13 protein-coding genes and 1 pseudogene are annotated in these 15,600 nt (G+C 68.1%); 5 read left to right on the forward strand and 9 right to left on the reverse strand.

Features of this window, described 5'->3' with window-relative positions:
* Nucleotides 1–281, reverse strand: a pseudogene (locus ACFVH5_RS12180) (phosphoglycerate dehydrogenase); the annotation flags it as partial.
* Nucleotides 282–666: 385 nt separating this feature from the next.
* Between ACFVH5_RS12180 and ACFVH5_RS12185 the strand changes: the two are divergent.
* Nucleotides 667–855, forward strand: a complete 189-nt coding sequence (locus ACFVH5_RS12185) for a hypothetical protein (RefSeq protein WP_385833449.1) — start codon at nt 667–669, stop codon at nt 853–855.
* Between the two features lie 190 nt (nt 856–1,045).
* On the opposite strand, the gene ACFVH5_RS12190 is transcribed toward ACFVH5_RS12185, so the two are convergent.
* Complete coding sequence (locus tag ACFVH5_RS12190; RefSeq protein WP_385833529.1) at nt 1,046–1,735, reverse strand: siderophore-interacting protein; 690 nt, start codon at nt 1,733–1,735, stop codon at nt 1,046–1,048.
* Between the two features lie 791 nt (nt 1,736–2,526).
* On the opposite strand from ACFVH5_RS12190, the gene ACFVH5_RS12195 reads away from it, so the two are divergent.
* Nucleotides 2,527–3,390, forward strand: a complete 864-nt coding sequence (locus ACFVH5_RS12195; protein WP_385833450.1) for an LLM class flavin-dependent oxidoreductase — start codon at nt 2,527–2,529, stop codon at nt 3,388–3,390.
* A gap of 144 nt (nt 3,391–3,534) precedes the next feature.
* On the opposite strand, the gene ACFVH5_RS12200 is transcribed toward ACFVH5_RS12195, so the two are convergent.
* Entirely contained in the window at nt 3,535–4,263 is a 729-nt protein-coding gene (locus ACFVH5_RS12200) for a hypothetical protein (RefSeq protein ID WP_385833451.1), read from the reverse strand.
* A 337-nt stretch (nt 4,264–4,600) separates the two neighbouring features.
* Here ACFVH5_RS12200 and ACFVH5_RS12205 point away from each other — a divergent pair, with 337 nt between their 5' ends.
* Entirely contained in the window at nt 4,601–5,197 is a 597-nt protein-coding gene (locus ACFVH5_RS12205; RefSeq protein ID WP_385833452.1) for an HD domain-containing protein, read from the forward strand.
* A gap of 302 nt (nt 5,198–5,499) precedes the next feature.
* Here ACFVH5_RS12205 and ACFVH5_RS12210 read toward each other — a convergent pair whose 3' ends face one another.
* From ACFVH5_RS12210 to ACFVH5_RS12225, 4 genes are all read right to left on the reverse strand, one after another.
* Complete coding sequence (locus tag ACFVH5_RS12210) at nt 5,500–7,881, reverse strand: glycoside hydrolase family 3 N-terminal domain-containing protein (RefSeq protein WP_385833453.1); 2,382 nt, start codon at nt 7,879–7,881, stop codon at nt 5,500–5,502.
* 127 nt (nt 7,882–8,008) lie between these two features.
* Nucleotides 8,009–8,905 (reverse strand): carbohydrate ABC transporter permease, encoded by an 897-nt coding sequence (locus ACFVH5_RS12215; protein ID WP_385833455.1) that lies wholly within the window; start codon nt 8,903–8,905, stop codon nt 8,009–8,011.
* A 1-nt stretch (nt 8,906) separates the two neighbouring features.
* The gene (locus tag ACFVH5_RS12220; protein ID WP_384800877.1) at nt 8,907–9,809 is read right to left on the reverse strand and encodes a carbohydrate ABC transporter permease; all 903 of its coding nucleotides are present in this window, start codon (nt 9,807–9,809) and stop codon (nt 8,907–8,909) included.
* On the reverse strand, nt 9,806–11,113 hold the full coding sequence (locus tag ACFVH5_RS12225; protein ID WP_385833530.1) for an extracellular solute-binding protein: 1,308 nt from the start codon (nt 11,111–11,113) through the stop codon (nt 9,806–9,808). The genes ACFVH5_RS12220 and ACFVH5_RS12225 overlap by 4 nt, the downstream gene beginning before the upstream one ends.
* 338 nt (nt 11,114–11,451) lie before the next feature.
* On the opposite strand from ACFVH5_RS12225, the gene ACFVH5_RS12230 reads away from it, so the two are divergent.
* Nucleotides 11,452–12,480 (forward strand): LacI family DNA-binding transcriptional regulator, encoded by a 1,029-nt coding sequence (locus ACFVH5_RS12230; RefSeq protein WP_385833456.1) that lies wholly within the window; start codon nt 11,452–11,454, stop codon nt 12,478–12,480.
* A 108-nt stretch (nt 12,481–12,588) separates the two neighbouring features.
* Here the strand turns inward: ACFVH5_RS12230 and ACFVH5_RS12235 are convergent, their stop codons facing one another.
* Together ACFVH5_RS12235 and ACFVH5_RS12240 are read right to left on the reverse strand one after the other, a co-directional pair.
* Nucleotides 12,589–13,254: a class I SAM-dependent methyltransferase gene (locus ACFVH5_RS12235; RefSeq protein ID WP_385833457.1), complete on the reverse strand. Its 666-nt coding sequence runs from the start codon at nt 13,252–13,254 to the stop codon at nt 12,589–12,591.
* Nucleotides 13,255–13,477: 223 nt separating this feature from the next.
* On the reverse strand, nt 13,478–14,308 hold the full coding sequence (locus ACFVH5_RS12240; protein WP_385833458.1) for a hypothetical protein: 831 nt from the start codon (nt 14,306–14,308) through the stop codon (nt 13,478–13,480).
* 75 nt (nt 14,309–14,383) lie between these two features.
* Between ACFVH5_RS12240 and ACFVH5_RS12245 the strand changes: the two genes are divergently transcribed.
* On the forward strand, nt 14,384–14,566 hold the full coding sequence (locus ACFVH5_RS12245) for a hypothetical protein (protein WP_385833459.1): 183 nt from the start codon (nt 14,384–14,386) through the stop codon (nt 14,564–14,566).
* The last annotated feature ends 1,034 nt before the right edge of the window (nt 14,567–15,600 follow it).

Here is a 15,600-nt window from a genome sequence, read left to right on the forward strand (position 1 = left end):
TTGACGACCATCACGCCGGCCTTGGTGGCGGCGGAGACGTCGACATTGTCCAGGCCGACGCCGGCCCGTGCGACGACCTTCAGCTTCTTCGCGGCAGCGACGGCCTCGGCATCGACCTTCGTCGCGGAACGGATCAGAATCGCGTCGACATCGGCGATCGCGGGCAGCAACTCGGCACGGTCGCCGCCGTTGCAGTGCCGGATCTCGAAGTCCGGGCCCAGAGCGTCCACCGTCGCGGGCGACAGCTCTTCAGCGATGAGTACGACAGGTTTCGAGCTCACGTGGACTCCTCAGACGGCTTTGTTTCAGACGGCGTTGTTCGAACTGGGCGGTCGGGTCGTGTGCCACCGGCCGGAGACCGGCCCGCGTCCGGAGATCCGGTGTGGCACCTGCCGCGACCTGCGTTGGAGGAACCCTCTCCGAACGGATTCCCGTCCCGTTCCCGTTTCGTGTCCGCAAGCTGCCCTGCCGACGCCTGATGCACCACGACACGACGCGCCTGGCCGGATGTGGCATCCGCCGCCCGATTGCGATCGGGGCTGAACCGCGTCTGGTCCCGGCGAGGGAACCTCACTCCGCAACCGAGCAGGCCGGTGGGCCCGGCTGGAACTGCGGTTGCCCCAGGGGGTCAAGCCGGGGCGTCGCCCGACGTGGGCCAGTCGGCAGTTGATCGACGGCGGCCAGCTCGGCCTCGCCCTCGGGATCGGCGTTGAACCGGACAACCACGGCTTCGGCCGCTCGCGTGGCGGTCTGACGACCAAGCTGCACCTGGACTTCGAGCAGGGCCACAAGCCGGTGTCCATCGTGATCACGGCCGGGAGCGGGGCGATCCTCCGCAGTTCGAGCCAACCCTGAAACAGGTCCGCGTCGCACGCCCGGATGCCGGACGGCTGCGGACCCGGCCCAACCGAGTCCGCGCCGACAAGGGGCCGATTCCAGGGTCGCCGCGCGCCAACTGCCGGATTCCCCGAAGCTGAAGAATCCGCCTTGCACGCATGAGCGGGTGCGGCGGCCACATCCCTGGAAGCGCAAGCGCGATGCCGCCCTACTCCAGCCCGCGCTTGCCCGGTGCCCAGAACGGCTTGGTGAGTACCGCCCGTCGGTCCCAGCCAGCTTCTCGCACGAGCACCTGCCGCACGTGCTGCACGGTCCGCGCCTCCCCGGCGACGTACGCGATCCCGCCCGGCTCAGGGGCGAGGCGTCGCACCGCGTCCGGGAGCGAAGTGCCATTCCTGATGGTCCAGTTGAGGCGGTCCGAGTACGGCAAGGGGAGCTGGTCGGCAGCCGTCTCCGTTTCGATGCAGCCGGAGATTCGCGCCCCGTCAGGCAGTGCGCCCAGCATCGCGCCGAAGGCGACCGACGCCGTCTCCTCCCCCACGAACACGTGGTGCGCGGCGTCGGGCCGCAGCACAAACGTCCCTTCCGGCTTGCACAGTCGGACCCGGTCGCCGACCGTGGCGCTGCTCCCCCACCGTGCTCCGGGGCCACCCTCAGAGTGATCCAGTATGCACAATTCGACCGCGCCCGACGGGTCATAGCGCCAGATCGAGTACGTGCGCAGGGTCAGCCCGTCGCCGACCATGACCCTCACCTGCTGTCCGGGGCGGACGGTCAGCCCGGACAGGGCTTCGCCCTCGATGCGCAGGCGACGGAGCCGGGCGGCGACAGGTTCGGTCTCGGTGACCGTGCCCTGAAGCGTCAGCAGGTCCAGGAGGGGGGAGAGCAGGGCAGCCATGGGGCTCCTCGGGAAGTCGTCGATGCGGTGGGGCACGGAGGGCCAGCATCGAACCGAACGCGATGCTATCGCGTTTCTTTCGAAACGCGATAGTACTCGTCTTTGGGTGTGCCCGCGCTCGACTACGGCGACCTCCTTTGGCGCCTCGATCGGCAGGCCGACTTCGCGAAGGTCGGGGCCCGGCACATGCGCTGCCGAGAGGGACAGCCACATCGACCCGGCCGGACCGGCATAGACAAGTGAGCACCGATCAATCTCGTCAACGTTGAGGGTGAGCGTGAAGGATTCGATGAGCGAGGCACGTTGCCCGGGGACGCGGGCGCCGGCGATCGGCGCCACCACGGTGGGCTGCTGACGAAGCCAGGAGGGAGCGACGACGGCGACGCTCACGTCCGCGGCCCGGCGGCAGCGATCCAGTACGGCAAGCAGATCGCCGTTTCCTGAGCCTCGGAGGTAAGCCGTGGCCATCCCTCTGAGGGGCGACGCACTGCGGCAACCGCCACGCTACTCCGTGGCGCGCCTGTGCCGTGCGGCCTCTCCCCGCCCGGATGCCCGGGCCAACTCTGACAGCCCTCCGGACGGCCACTTCGACCATCCGGACCCGGAGCGTTCACTTGAGTCGACGCAGCGGCCCGGGCCGCACGTGATGCGAAGCCCGCCGAGTCAGTCTTGTACGCAGGCTGTGGTTCAGAAATCCTGACGCATCCTGCACGGTTCGCAACCTGCTGTGCGGCGGACACCCGTATCCGAATCCGGTTGCCACTTCGTGGTCGGCTGCGCATCCTGCTGGGATGCGCTTCTCCATCAACATCCCGAACTTCGGCGACTTCGCCGACCCCCGCAACGTCGCGACGGCGGCAACGGCCGCCGAACAGGCCGGCTGGGACGGGCTCTTCGTCTGGGACCACATCCTGCACCGTCGCCACCAAGGGCGTCCCTTCGGAGATCCCTGGATGCTGCTGACCGCAGCCGCGCTGGCGACCTCCCGGATCCGGCTGGGCACCCTGCTGACACCGGTCCCCCGCTACCGTCCGCAGCAACTGGCCCGCCAGGTAGCCACCCTGGACCACCTCAGCGGCGGCCGGGTGATCTTCGCCGCCGGGCTGGGCGGTCCCGTCGAGGACGAATACCGCAGCTTCGGCGACGGCGCCGAACCGCGCGTACTCGCCGAGCGGCTGGATGAGGGACTTCAGCTGTTGGGCCGCTTCTGGTCCGGCGAGCCGGTGAACCACCACGGCCGGCACTACGAGGTCCGGGATGTGGCGCTGCTGCCCGCCACCGTGCAACGGCCCGGACCACCGGTGTGGATCGGCGGGTTCTGGCCGCGTCGTGCGCCCATGCGCCGGGCTGCGCGATGGGACGGCGCGGTGCCGCTCTTCGAATCGGCCCGGCACGGCCATGTGCCGGACGTCGCGGAAGTACGCGAACTGGTCGGCTACGTGCGCGAGCACCGTACGGCCGGGGCCGAGCGCCCCTTCGAGTTCGTGCTCGGCGGTGCCACACCCCCGGACACGGCGAAAGCGCGGGACGTGGTCGGTCCCCTGCACGACGTCGGTGCCACCTGGTGGGACGAGCGGCAGGTCCAGACCGGGCCCGACCTGGACCGCCTCCTTCCGGTGCTGCGCCGCATCGAGGCGGGGCCGCCGGTGCTCTGATCAGCCCGCGCCGACGCACAAGGCACCGGGCGAGCCTGCGATCCCTCGCAGCATGCCCGGCGCCCTGCTGCGCTTGCCCTGCTGCTCTGCTGCTCTGCTGCTGTCAGGAGCGCTGAGCGACACGCAGCCGGTTCACCTGCTCGGTCACGTGCCCGGTGGGGAACTTCGCCTTCTTCCCCGTACGCGAGTCGGTGAAAACCGCGACAACACCCCGGTGCGCACGACGACGTGGTGCGTGTCCACGAATCCACCCAATTCCGTTTCCGGATAGGTGATGTGGAAACTGACGGCCTCGTCGCCGAACGCCGGAGACGTTCGCGCAGTGAGCTCGGCACGGTACTTGCCGGTGTAGTTGACACCGGAGTACTGCTTGCAGATGGGCAGTGCGTCGCGGAGCAGGCGGAAGGCCTGCTGTGCTCCCGCGCCGCTGTATGAGGCTAGCGTGGCGCTGCTGTTGGCGATGGGGTCCTGCCAGCTGATGTCCTGAACCACCAGGGCCGAGGCCGTACTGGCATTCAGCACGTCAAGGATCCGTTGGCAGGAAGGATTCGAGACAGGGGGAAACGTGGGTTGAGCCAGCTTCGGGTCCAGCACGCGTACGGGAGAGTGGCCTGCTCCCGGTATCTCAAGGGCCCTCAGCGTGACGGCCTCGATCTCCGCGCCGGTCAGTGGAGGTCTTGGAGAGCTGCTCCCTTTCACCGCTGGTGGGCCTTCTGCCGACCGGGACGTCTGATCAGCCGAGCAGGCCGACACGGCGAGGAACAGGGTCAGGGCGATACCGAACGTTGCACGTCGACGGCGAGCGGTCACATGAATCTCCTGCTGAAGGGCAGACACTCGCCGCACATACGCGCCACGATAGAGATCTGCCAACCGATGATCATCCTGATGATCGGACAGGCGACGGTCGGTGTGCGCGACTCCCCTGTCGCATCGACGTCTCACATGTCGACATCATGCACCGTGTCCCTACCCCGACCCCGCACGCAGCAGCCCGTTCCTTCCCCCTCCCAAGAGGCAGTTGGCCCGCGCGGCCGGCACCGAGACCGAGCCGGTGTGGCCTTGCGCGGAGAGGGCGGGCGCTCAACGGGCTGGTCCAGGGGCAGCCCGCGAGCAACCGACCTGTCCATAGCTTTGCGGGAGGTTGAGCAGTTTTTTGGGCATCGCCGATCTTCAAAGTCGTGAGGTCGACGGAGGATACGCTGCCGCAGTGACCCTCCCGACAGTCGACGAGGTACGCGCGCTGCACGAACGGCACGCGCCGTCGCACGAGGCCCTGGACCTCGTCTTCACTCATTGTCAGATCATCGGCGACATCGCCGAACAGCTCGGGAAGCGGACAGACCTCGCGCTCGACACCGATCTTGTCCGCGTCGGTGCGCTCCTGCACGACATCGGTGTCTACCGGCTCTATGACCAGGCCAGCCGACTCGATCACGGCAACTACATCCGCCATGGTGTCCTCGGCCACGAGCTCCTCCGGCAGGAGGGGTTCCCGGAGCGACTGTGCCGCTTCTGCTCCTGCCACACGGGAGTTGGCCTCAGCCGGCACGACATCCGCACGCAGGGCCTCGCCCTACCCGAGGCCGACTATCTGGCCGAGACGGTCGAAGAGCAACTGGTCATGTACGCCGACAAGTTCCACAGCAAGACGACTCCGCCCGTCTTCCTCACCGCCGACGCCTATGCCGCCCACCTGAACTCATTCGGCGCGGCCAAGGTCCATGCATTCGACCTGCTGCGTGCCAGGTTCGGCGAACCGGACCTGGCCTCGGTCAAGGCGCGGTACGGCTATACGCAGACTTGAGACCGCGTCCGCCGTGAACTCGGCGGAGTCATGACCGCGATCATGCCAGGGCCCGTGGCCACAATCGCGGCGGCATCGTGCAGGTCTCCGGCCCGCGGCTCGGCGTTCTGGGCAACACGGTCATCCCCGGCGAGCAGGCCGCGCCATGGACCTTCGGCGTACGAGCAATGCGGCGCAGTCGGCCCGGCGCAGCGTGTTGTGAGATGACCGAGGCCAAGGTCGAGCGGTCGCCGCCCGGTTCGGAACGGGGCGCCGGACAGTGGGACGCAGCGCCGCCGCGGTGTGGGCTGCGCGGACCCGCTTCATGCCCGGGCGGTCGGCTCCTGTTCGACGGTGGCGTGCAGGCGGCGCGTATGGTCCACGTAACGCTCCGCTCCGGTCAGCGTGACCCTGGCCGTCAGACGCGGATCCGCGCTGGAGGCGGCCAACCGTACGTCCAGGTCGCCCGGTTCGACGACGCGCCGACCGTCTCGACCGGTGAAGGAAGCGAGGTCGGCCGGGACCGTGACACGCAGGCGGCATGCCTCGCCCGCCTCCAGTGCGACCCGGGCGTAGCCGATCAGGCGCTGCACCGGCTGGACCACGGACGCGACCGGGTCGTGCAGATAGACCTGGACGACCTCGGTTCCAGGCCGTCCGCCTGCGTTGCGGACGGTGAAGGCGAGGGTGAACTCGCCGTCCGTCGGGGCCTCATGGGCGTCCACGGTCAGGTCTGTCCAGTCGAATCGCGTATAGGACAGACCGTGGCCGAAGGCGAACGCGGGGGTCGGGTCGATGCTGGACACCTCGCCGGCGTGCGCGAGCCGCGCCCCGAGGTAGGTGGCCGGCTGGGATCCTGGCTCGCGCGGCACGCTGACCGGCAGGCGTCCGGAGGGGTTGGTACGACCGCTGAGCACCCCGGCGATGGCGTGGGTGCCCTCCTCGCCCGGGAAGAAGGACTGCACGATCGCGGCGGACTCCCGTGCGGCGCGGCCGAGAGCGTACGGCCGTCCCGCGAGCAGCACGGTGACCAGGGGTGTCTCCTGATCGAGCAGCGTGTCGAGCAGTTGCTGCTGTGCGCCGGGCAGTGCGAGGGTCCCGACGTCGCACCCCTCTCCGCTGGTGCCCCGCCCGAAGAGTCCGGCGCGGTCGCCGAGCACGACCAGGGCGACATCGGCCTCGCGTGCCGCCTGAACGGCCTCGTGGAGACCGGAGAGATCCCCGTCGTCGATTCCGGTGCCGCGGGCGACGGTGATCTCGCAGTCGGCGAACTCGGCGGCGAGCGTGTCCCGCAGCGTGGGCAGCTCGATGCCGAGCGGGGTGCCGGGGTGCCGGACGCCGATGTGCTGGGGGAAGGAGTAGCAGCCCAGTACGGCGGTGGGCTCGTCGGCGTTGGGACCGAGCAGGGCGATGCGGCGAGGCCGCCCGAGCGGCAGGGTGCCGTCGTTGCTCAGCAGTACGACCGCCTCCTCGGCGACCGTACGGGCCAGCGCGCGGTTGTCGGGACCGTCCAGGTCGATCCGGCCGCGCAGGGCGCCCGGATCGTCCAGGTCCGCTCCGTCGAGCGCGGCCGGCACGGGGTTCCAGTCCGGGTCGAGCAGGCCGAGCACCGCTTTCTGGGTGAGTATCCGGCGCAGGGCGCGGTCGACGTCGGCCTCCATTACGCGGCCGTCGGCAACGGCGTCGGCCAGGGGCGCACCGTACGTCTTGACGCTGGGCAGTTCGACGTCGACGCCCGCGCGCAGCGCCGTGACGGCGGCTCCTGCCCAGTCGGCTGCGATGCCGTGCAGGGTCTTCAGGAAGGCGATGGCGAAGTAGTCGGCGACGACGGTGCCGTCGAAGCCCCACGTGTCGCGCAGCAGCCCGGTGAGCAGTTCCTCGTCGGCCGCCGAGGGCATGCCGTCGGTGTCGGTGTAGGCACTCATCACCGACCGGGGGCGGCCTTCTCGTATGGCCATCTCGAAGGGAGGCAGCAGAACGTCGGCGCGCTCGCGCGGGCCCACGGAGGCGGGAGCGAGGTTGCGGCCGGCCCGGGAGGCCGAGTAGCCGACGAAGTGCTTGAGCGTCGCGACGATCCCGGCGGACTCAAGCCCCTGCACGTATGCCGTTCCCAGGGTGCCGACGAGGTACGGGTCCTCGCCGATGGCCTCCTCGACCCGGCCCCAGCGGGCGTCGCGCACCACGTCCAGGACGGGCGCGAGACCTTGGTGGACACCGACGGCGCGCATGTCGCGGCCGATGGCGGCGGCCATGCGCCGCACCGTGTCCGGATCGAAGGTGGCGCCCCAGGATAGCGGAACGGGGTAGACCGTCGCCCCCCAGGCGGCGAAGCCAGCCAGACACTCGTCGTGCGCGAGAGCGGGGATGTTGAACCGGTTCGTGGCGGCGATGCGGGTCTGGGTGCGGGCCAGGGAGAGTGCGCCCAGAGCGGGGTCCACCGGGACCGTGCCGAAGGGCCGGGTCAGCTGGCCCAGCCCGAAGGGCAGGAGTGTGTCGAGATCGACGGCCTCCTCCATGTCGTGCTGATGAGGGGCCACCTCGTCGCCCTGATCGGAGGCACCCACCCACACTCCGTACAGCTGGGCGGTCTTCTCCTGCAGGGTCATCGCGTCGATCAGGGCGTCGACTCTCGCGGTGACAGGAACGGTGGGGTCGTTCCAGAGGAAGACTCCGGGGGTGTCCTCGGCAGCCACGGTGGCGTTCATTTTCCTCCCAGGCCCGTCAGAACCTCGATCAAGGCGCGACGGACCAACAGGTAGACGAACAGGACTCGGTACGGGACTCGATACGGGACTCGATACGGGGCGGATCGCATCCGGGCTCCGGCGCCGGTCAACGGCTGAATCCGGCGGTCAGACCGCTCAGCAGTTGGCGCCTGCCGAACGCGTACAGCACCAGGACAGGCAGGGTGGTCAGGACGACGGCGGCAACGACGGCGGGGACGTTGACCCCGTACTGGCCCTGGAAGGTCCACAGTGCCAGCGGCAGGGTCCGGCGGTCAGGGCTTTGCGTCAGGATGAGCGGCAGCAGGAATCCGTTCCAGATGGTCAGTGCGTTGAAGATGCTGACGGTGAGGATCGCCGGACGGGTGAGCGGTGCCGCCAGCCGCCACAGCGTCGTCCATTCGGTGGCGCCGTCGACCCGCATCGAGTCGAACAGCTCTTTGGGAACGTCGCGGATGAAGTTGGAGAGCACCAGTACCGACAGCGGGATGGCGAAGGCGATCGACGGCAGGATCAGCGCCATCAGGCTGTCGTACAGCTGCAGCTTGATGATGATCAGGTAGACCGGGATCACCGTCGCCTGCAAGGGAATGGCCAGGCCCATGAGGAACAGCCCGTTCATGCCCCGCAGGATCCGCATCCGCCAGCCTCGCACGATCGCGTACGCGGCCATGAAGGAGAACACGACCGCCGGCACCACGGCGCCGGCGGTGACCACGACGCTGTTCACGAAGTAGCGGAGGAAGTCGGACTCGATGACCAACCGGTAGTTGTCCAGCGTCGGGTCGCCCGAAGGCACCAGCGGGTTGCTCGCATAGTAGCGGTTCTGGGCTTTGAAGCTGGTGATGAGGGTCCAGTACAGAGGTACGGCCACGACGACGAACCAGAGCCAGCCGGCCAGGCCGCCGGCCCAGTTGCGCCTGCGGGCCGCCGGACGGGTTGGAGCCTGCCGCTCGCGGTGGCCGGCCTGCCGCGGTCGCCGCGGTTCGGTCAGTGTGTCGGTCACCTCAGGCCCCCTCAAGTTGGCTCGCGCCGGCGTCGCGGCCCCCGAGCCGGCGCAGCAGCAGGGCCAGGGCCAGCCCCACCAGGACCAGGATGACCGCGATGGCGCTGGCCGGTCCCATCAGGCTGGCCTGGAATCCCCGCTTGTACATGTCCAGGGCAAGGACCCGGGTGGCGTCGCCGGGGCCGCCCTCGGTCAGGATGAAGATGAGGTCGAAGAAGGTCAGCGACCCGACCACCATCAGCGTGGACGAGGTGATGATGGTGTATTTCAGCTGGGGCAGCGTGATGCTGAAGAACTGCCGGATCCGCCCGGCGCCGTCCAACTGCGCGGCCTCGTAGAGGGACTTCGGGATCTGCTGCACTCCACCCTGGTAGATCAGGGAGTGGAACGGGATGAACTGCCAGGAGACGACGAACACGACGACTCCGAACGCGAGCCCGGGCCGCCCCAGCCAGTCCTGGCTGAGTACCTGGATCTTCAGCCCGGCGCCGAGCCCGAAGTTCGGATCCAGCAGCGCCTTGTACGCGAGCGCGATCGCCGCGGAGCTGAGCATCAGCGGGACGAAGTACACCACGCCCAGCACGGCACGGTAGCGGTGGCGGCCCGCCATGAACGTGCCGAGCAGAATGCTCAGCGGTGTCTGGACGGCCCAGGAGACGGCCATCACCAGGAACGTCACCCCGAGGGCGTGCGGCAGCCCGGGATCGGTGAGTACCGCACGCCAACTGGTCAGCCCCGACGGGTGGATGGCGCCGATTCCGTCCCACGTGGTGAAGCTCAGCGCGAAGACGCCGACGAGCGGAATCACGGCGAACCCCACGAAGACCACCAGCGCCGGTGCCGCCAGCCACGGCAGGATGCTGCGCGGTCCGTGACGCGGCTGACGGCCGGCCAGCGAGCTCATGTGCCGGTGACCGCGTTGAGGTTACGGGCGAACTGCTGCGGCGATATGGACAGTTGGAACAGCTTGACGATGTTGTCCAGCAGGGTCTCGGCGGCCGTCGGACTGAGCGCCTGGTCCCAGGACTGACCGAATTCCTTGGCCTTGGTGGCGATGTCGTAGGTGAACTGAAGGAAATCGGCGTTCTTGGCGGCTGCCAGCAGTTTCTCGGTGCCCAGCCGGATCGGGACCGATCCGTTGTCGATCCATTTCTGCACCTCTTCCTGCTGGAGGACGCCCCGGGCGAAGAAGTCCTTGGCGGTCTTCTTCTGGTCGGAGTCGGCCTTGGAGGACAGGGACAGGTACTGGGCGGGGTTGCCGACGGTGTTGCCCGGATCGCCCTTGCCGCCCTCGACGGGCGGGAAGTTCATGTAGCCCAGTCCGCCGCCGGGGACGAAGTCCCCTCCCCTGGCCTGCTGGATGCCGTACGACCAGGCGCCGTGCAGCATCATCGCGGCGCGGCCGGTGTACAGCAGCGCCTGGTCGGCGTTGGAGTCCGCGGTGATCGACGAGAAGCCCTTGATGAATCCGTCTGCCTTGACCAGTTCCTGCACCTTGGTCAGCGCGGTGATGGCGCGCGGGTCGGACCAGGCGTTCTTCTCGCCCTCGACGACGGCCTGGAAGACCTCCGGACCTCCGATGCGGTCGAACAGGAACTCCAGCCACATCATGTTCGTCCACCGGGACTGGCCGCCGAGGGAGAACGGTGCGATGCCCTTGGCGTTGAACCTGGGCACCAGCGCCATGATGTCGTCCCAGGACTTCGGCGGTTCCACGCCGACCTGGTCGAAGACCTTCCGGTTGTAGTAGAGGATGATCGGCTGCACCGTCTCACCCGGCATCGCGTAGATCTTGCCGTCGACGGTCGCCGCGGCGAACGAGGACGGCAGCAGCCGCTTCTTGACCTCGGGGTGCTCGTCGAACCACGGGGTGAGGTCCTCGACCTGGCCCGCCTTCACATAGCTGCGCAGCGTCCCGCCGCCCCAGCCCCAGATGATGGTGGGCGCCCGCCCGGCACCGATGGCGGTCTTGATCTTCGTCTTGTACGCGTCGTTCTGGAAGGTGGTGTCCTTGATCTGCTCATCGGGATGGGCCTTGTTGAAGGCGTCCACCGCGCCCGCTCTGACACCTTCCTGAGGCTGGCCGTTCAGGTACCAGTAAGTGGTTTCCCCGCCGGAGCCGGGACCGGAGGAGCCGCAGGCCGCCAGCGCCGCGGAGACCGGAACGCCGGCGGCCAGGCCGAGGAGGGTACGCCGAGAGAGATGGATCTCCATGTCTGTTCTCCGCACTCGAATCGAGAGTTGTCGGATTCTCAGGAGCCGTACCGAAAAGTTTTCGAAATTTCCTTTTTGGAACTCTGTTCGTGCAAATTAGATTTCGACCTGACACCGTGTCAAGGTGCGTGCAGCGCCGTTGCAGAGCCGTAAACCGCTGCGTACCATCCGGTACGAACGATCCTCAATGGACGTCGGCCCAGTCCGAAAAGTTTTCGAAATAGAACGATCAGGCGAAGGTGGTGCAATGTCCGCGGCAGACACACCGTCGGTGCGGGGGCTGCCCCACCGGCAGCTCACCACACCGGTGGACGCACAGCGGGGAGGAATCGATGCGGCCGAACGCCAGGCGCACCACCTTGGCTGACATCGCCCGAGTGGCCGGGGTCTCCATCGCCACCGTCTCCAAAGTGGTCAACGGTCGCGGTGACGTGGCACCGCACACCCGCACCCGGGTACAGCAACTGCTGCACCAACACCACTACCTCGCACCCGTCTTCCGCCACACCGGTGCCGTCCAGAGCCCGACCATCGAGGTGCAGTTCCAGGGCGGCCTCAAGTCGTACGTGGCCGAGACACTGGAAGGCATCATCGACGCCGCCGCCGAACTGGGGGCCTCGGTGGTGATCAGCAAGGCGTCCCACGCCCCGCACTGGGCTCGGGACCTGGTCTCGGCCGGGCGCCGCGCCGTCATCGCGGTCACCAGCGTGTACTCCACGGCGCACCTGAACGAACTGGCCCGGTCCGGGCTGCCGTTGGTCGTGCTGGACCCGCTGCACCTGCCCGACAGCCGGGTCAACAGTGTCGGCGCGACCAACTTCGCGGGCGGTCTGGCCGCGACCCGGCACCTGCTCTCTCTGGGCCACCGTCGCGTCGCCTATCTCGGCGGACCGACGATGGCCGTGTGCAACCAGGCACGCGTGCACGGGTACCGCGCCGCCATGGAGGCGGAAGGAGCGCGGGTACCCGATGCCTACGTCCTGCCCGGAGAATTCACGTACGAGGCCGGGTTGCTCGGCGCCGCGGCGCTGCTGGACCTGCCCGAACCGCCGACGGCGATCTTTGCGGGCAACGACGAGATCGCCGTCGGCGTCATCGAGACCGCCCGCACCCGCGGCCTGCGCATCCCCGAAGACCTCAGCGTCGTCGGCTTCGACGACACGAGCCTCGCCCAGATCACCTCACCGCCGCTGACCACCGTGCGCCAGCCCCTACGAGAGATGGGCAGCGCCGCCCTCCGCACCGCTCTCCGGCTGGCCAACGGCGAGAAGGTCGAGTCCCACCACATCGAACTCGCCACCGAACTCGTGGTGCGCGCCTCGACGGCGCGGCCCTGCGATGAGGCTTCGGCACGCAGGTAGCCGCGATGGTCGCATGCCCCGTCTGCCACGACCTGGCCGGACCACCCTCATTGAGTACGGCGGAGTCGGCGTCCCCTCACCCGAACGCCCCGAGCCCGCACCGGCGCCTCACGCTTCGCGGCGCTTCTGCCAGCCGAACAGTGAGGCAGGCTCAGCTCTCAACGGCGCGCGGCACCGACCTCCCTGGCCACCCTGCTCAGCAGCATATGGTGGCGGCGGGCGTCGCATCGCATCGCATCGAAAGCCTCTGGTTGAGGGGGACGTTGTGGCGGGCCCCGGGTACTTCCTGACCGTCTTGCGGTCCACCCCCAGCGGCAGCGCCTTCGTGATCTGCACGATCGGGGAAGCTGCGACAAACGCCGCCCACTCCGTCACGCTCGCCTCGCGGGCCAGACCGACCACGACCAGCGTGCCGCCGGGCCGCAGCAGCTCACGCATGCGGATGAGTGCTGCCTCGAAGCCCATGTGATGGATCGTGGTCACCGAGCAGACGAAGTCGTACTGCGCACCGGGAAGTTCCGTGGTGAGAAAGTCGCCCTCGATGAAGGTGAGTTGCGAGTAGCCGGCAGCCAACTCGCGTGCGCAGGCGATCATGTCCGGCGACCTGTCGATCCCGGTGACGCGTTTCGCCCGCCCGGCAAGCTTCCGTGCCAGCAGCCCGTTCCCACAGCCAACTTCCAGGGCATCGCCGCACCCCTCGGGAACAGACCGAAGGATGCCGGGATGCCGGGCAACGTTGGTGTTCCAGTACGGCTCTGGGGCGGGCTGGCGCATTCGATCATCGTAGAGGCCGGTCAGGGCCTGCCGCGTACACACCGGTGGATCCGCAGTCCCCACCGCCCGAGGTGACGTACTGCCCAGTTGATCACCCGTCGAGTGACGGGCCATGCCGGGCCGCCTCAGCGAGGCCTCATCAGTGGAGCGGATGACACCGTAGACCTGCCGGCCGATGCCGGAGCGCAGAGGCCCGCCTGGGAGTCTTGCCGCTCTGTGCCGCTCACCCGGGCGGTCGGGCAGCGAGTTGGAGGGCGGGGTCTGCGCGTTGCAGGGCGGCGGTCACCTTCAGGTCCCAGCCCGCGGTGTACGCCTCCTCGAACGGCTGGTCGCCGATTTCCGTCCGGGCTCGCGCGCTCAGGGTTCGGATGCGGGGTTCGGTGAGGTCGTGGGCGCCGCGCAGCGGACGCCGGTGGGACAGGGCAGTCTCGGTCGTATCGAGCAGCTCGCCCGCATTTGCCAAGTCGCCGGTCTGCAGGTGCAGTCGGGCCTGGCACGCATCGAGAATGATCGCCATTCCGGGTGAGTGCGAGGCCAGCACCCGTTGCCGGGTCGTGGTGATCAGCTCCAGTGCCCGTGCGGGCTGGTCGGTACGGGTGTGCAGGTCCGTCAGACGCAGGGCGATGTAGATCTCGTCCTGGATGCTGAGTGCTCCGAGCGCGCGGGCCGCTTCTTTCGCCGCCTGCACGTCCTGTACGGCGCCGTCGAGTTCGCCGTCGTACTGGCGCAGCAGTGCGCGCAGGGGAAAGGTGGTGGCGATGTCGTGTTGCACGCCGCGGTGGCCGGTGGGGATCTCGGTGGCCTGGTCGAGCCAGTAGGCGGCGTCGTCGTCCCGGCCACGCATGCGCCAGTACCAGATCAGGCCGAGCGCGAGGCGCAGAGCGCCGTCGGCGTTTCGGCTGTCGCACAGGTGACGCGGGGCGGCCAGGACATTGTCGTGTTCGGCGCACAGGACGTGCAGGGCGTGCAGTTGCTGGGGGCCGCGGGTGAGGTGGTCGTGCTCGGCGACGGCAGCGGCCCGAGCCAGTCGAGGACCGGCTCCCGCCCACTTCACGGCCCGCCACGCCGCACCGCGGTGTCCACCTGCTGGTGACCACCCGCTTCCCCACCCGGACAGGACGCCCCCGCGATGAACAACACTCCCCCACCGCCGATGAGCGAACCGGACCCGTCGACCTTCACCGCTTCCAGCAGCTACGTCGCACCGTGTTCCGGCGGCCAGCGGCCCACGGACACGTACGGCAGTGGCGGAGTGCCCCTGCGCCAGTGGCTCCTGGACGCGCGTCACGGACTTGCCGGCGCGGGCCGGTGACGCGCCCGCAAAGGAGCGGGGCAGCAACCCGCCATGCCCTTGAGCGACGACAGCCAACTGCCCCTTGGACCCGGAGCAGGTCCGTGAGACCTCGCTCAAGGTCGTTTCAGGAGTCCCGCAGGCACAGGCCTCTCGCCCTCCGGCCACCAGCCACCGGCTGAAGTCAGCCGATAGCGGCGGTGTGGCGCGGGCCGTGTCAGGGGATTCCGCACCCCGTCCGGAGAGGGTGTCCTGAGCTCCGGCCTGCTCGATCCCGTGAGAGGGAAATACCGTTGACACATGGTCTGACCTGCCTGGATTTATTGCTGCACGTTTCTTTAACTTATCTTTCCCCTTGCCGTCGCCCACCCCATTCGAAGTGCTGAAAGGGGAAAGAATGATCAACGCAACCAAAGAGACGGGCGCACTGTAACCACTGATGCAAGTGTGAGACATGTTAAATTGGCGCTTCCGTTCAGATCCGGACACAATCAAGACGTTTATTGACAGCTGAACTTCCCCCCGGGTAAGGTCCAGCAAATATTGGATCCACGGAGATCGCTCGACGGAACCGTCGGATCCGTATGGCACGTACGAATACGCTCGACACGATCAAGTCAGTTCTGGAACCGTTGTCAGAATTCCTGCACGACTTGGCTCCCTGCGTTGACCAGCAGAGCCCGTGTGTTCGTAACGGCCCAATACTTCAGCGTGACCTACGGGGGCGACGCGATGTCCGGAAGTGGCATGACCGATCTCAGAGTTATTTCCTGGAATCCTCACTTCGTCACGTCTTGATTCGACGACCGGTGCGAGGCATTACCACGCCCACCCGCTCACCCACTGACTTTCGCCGAGCCGACGGGTCCGTCACGCCGCAAAGACGAATGCGAGCGGATTCCGATATTCCGAGCATGCCCGAGGAAATCGGGATTCACGGAGTGGACTCTGCCGTTCCCTCACCCATGAGCCACCGCGCTGAGCGGTCGGACAAAACGGCGATCTACGGAAAGGAGGCAGCTCATGACGAACGAGGACTTCCTCGGCTCCCGCGA

Origin of the sequence: Streptomyces sp. NPDC127119 (assembly GCF_042677425.1) — a bacterium.
Lineage (GTDB): Bacteria > Actinomycetota > Actinomycetes > Streptomycetales > Streptomycetaceae > Streptomyces.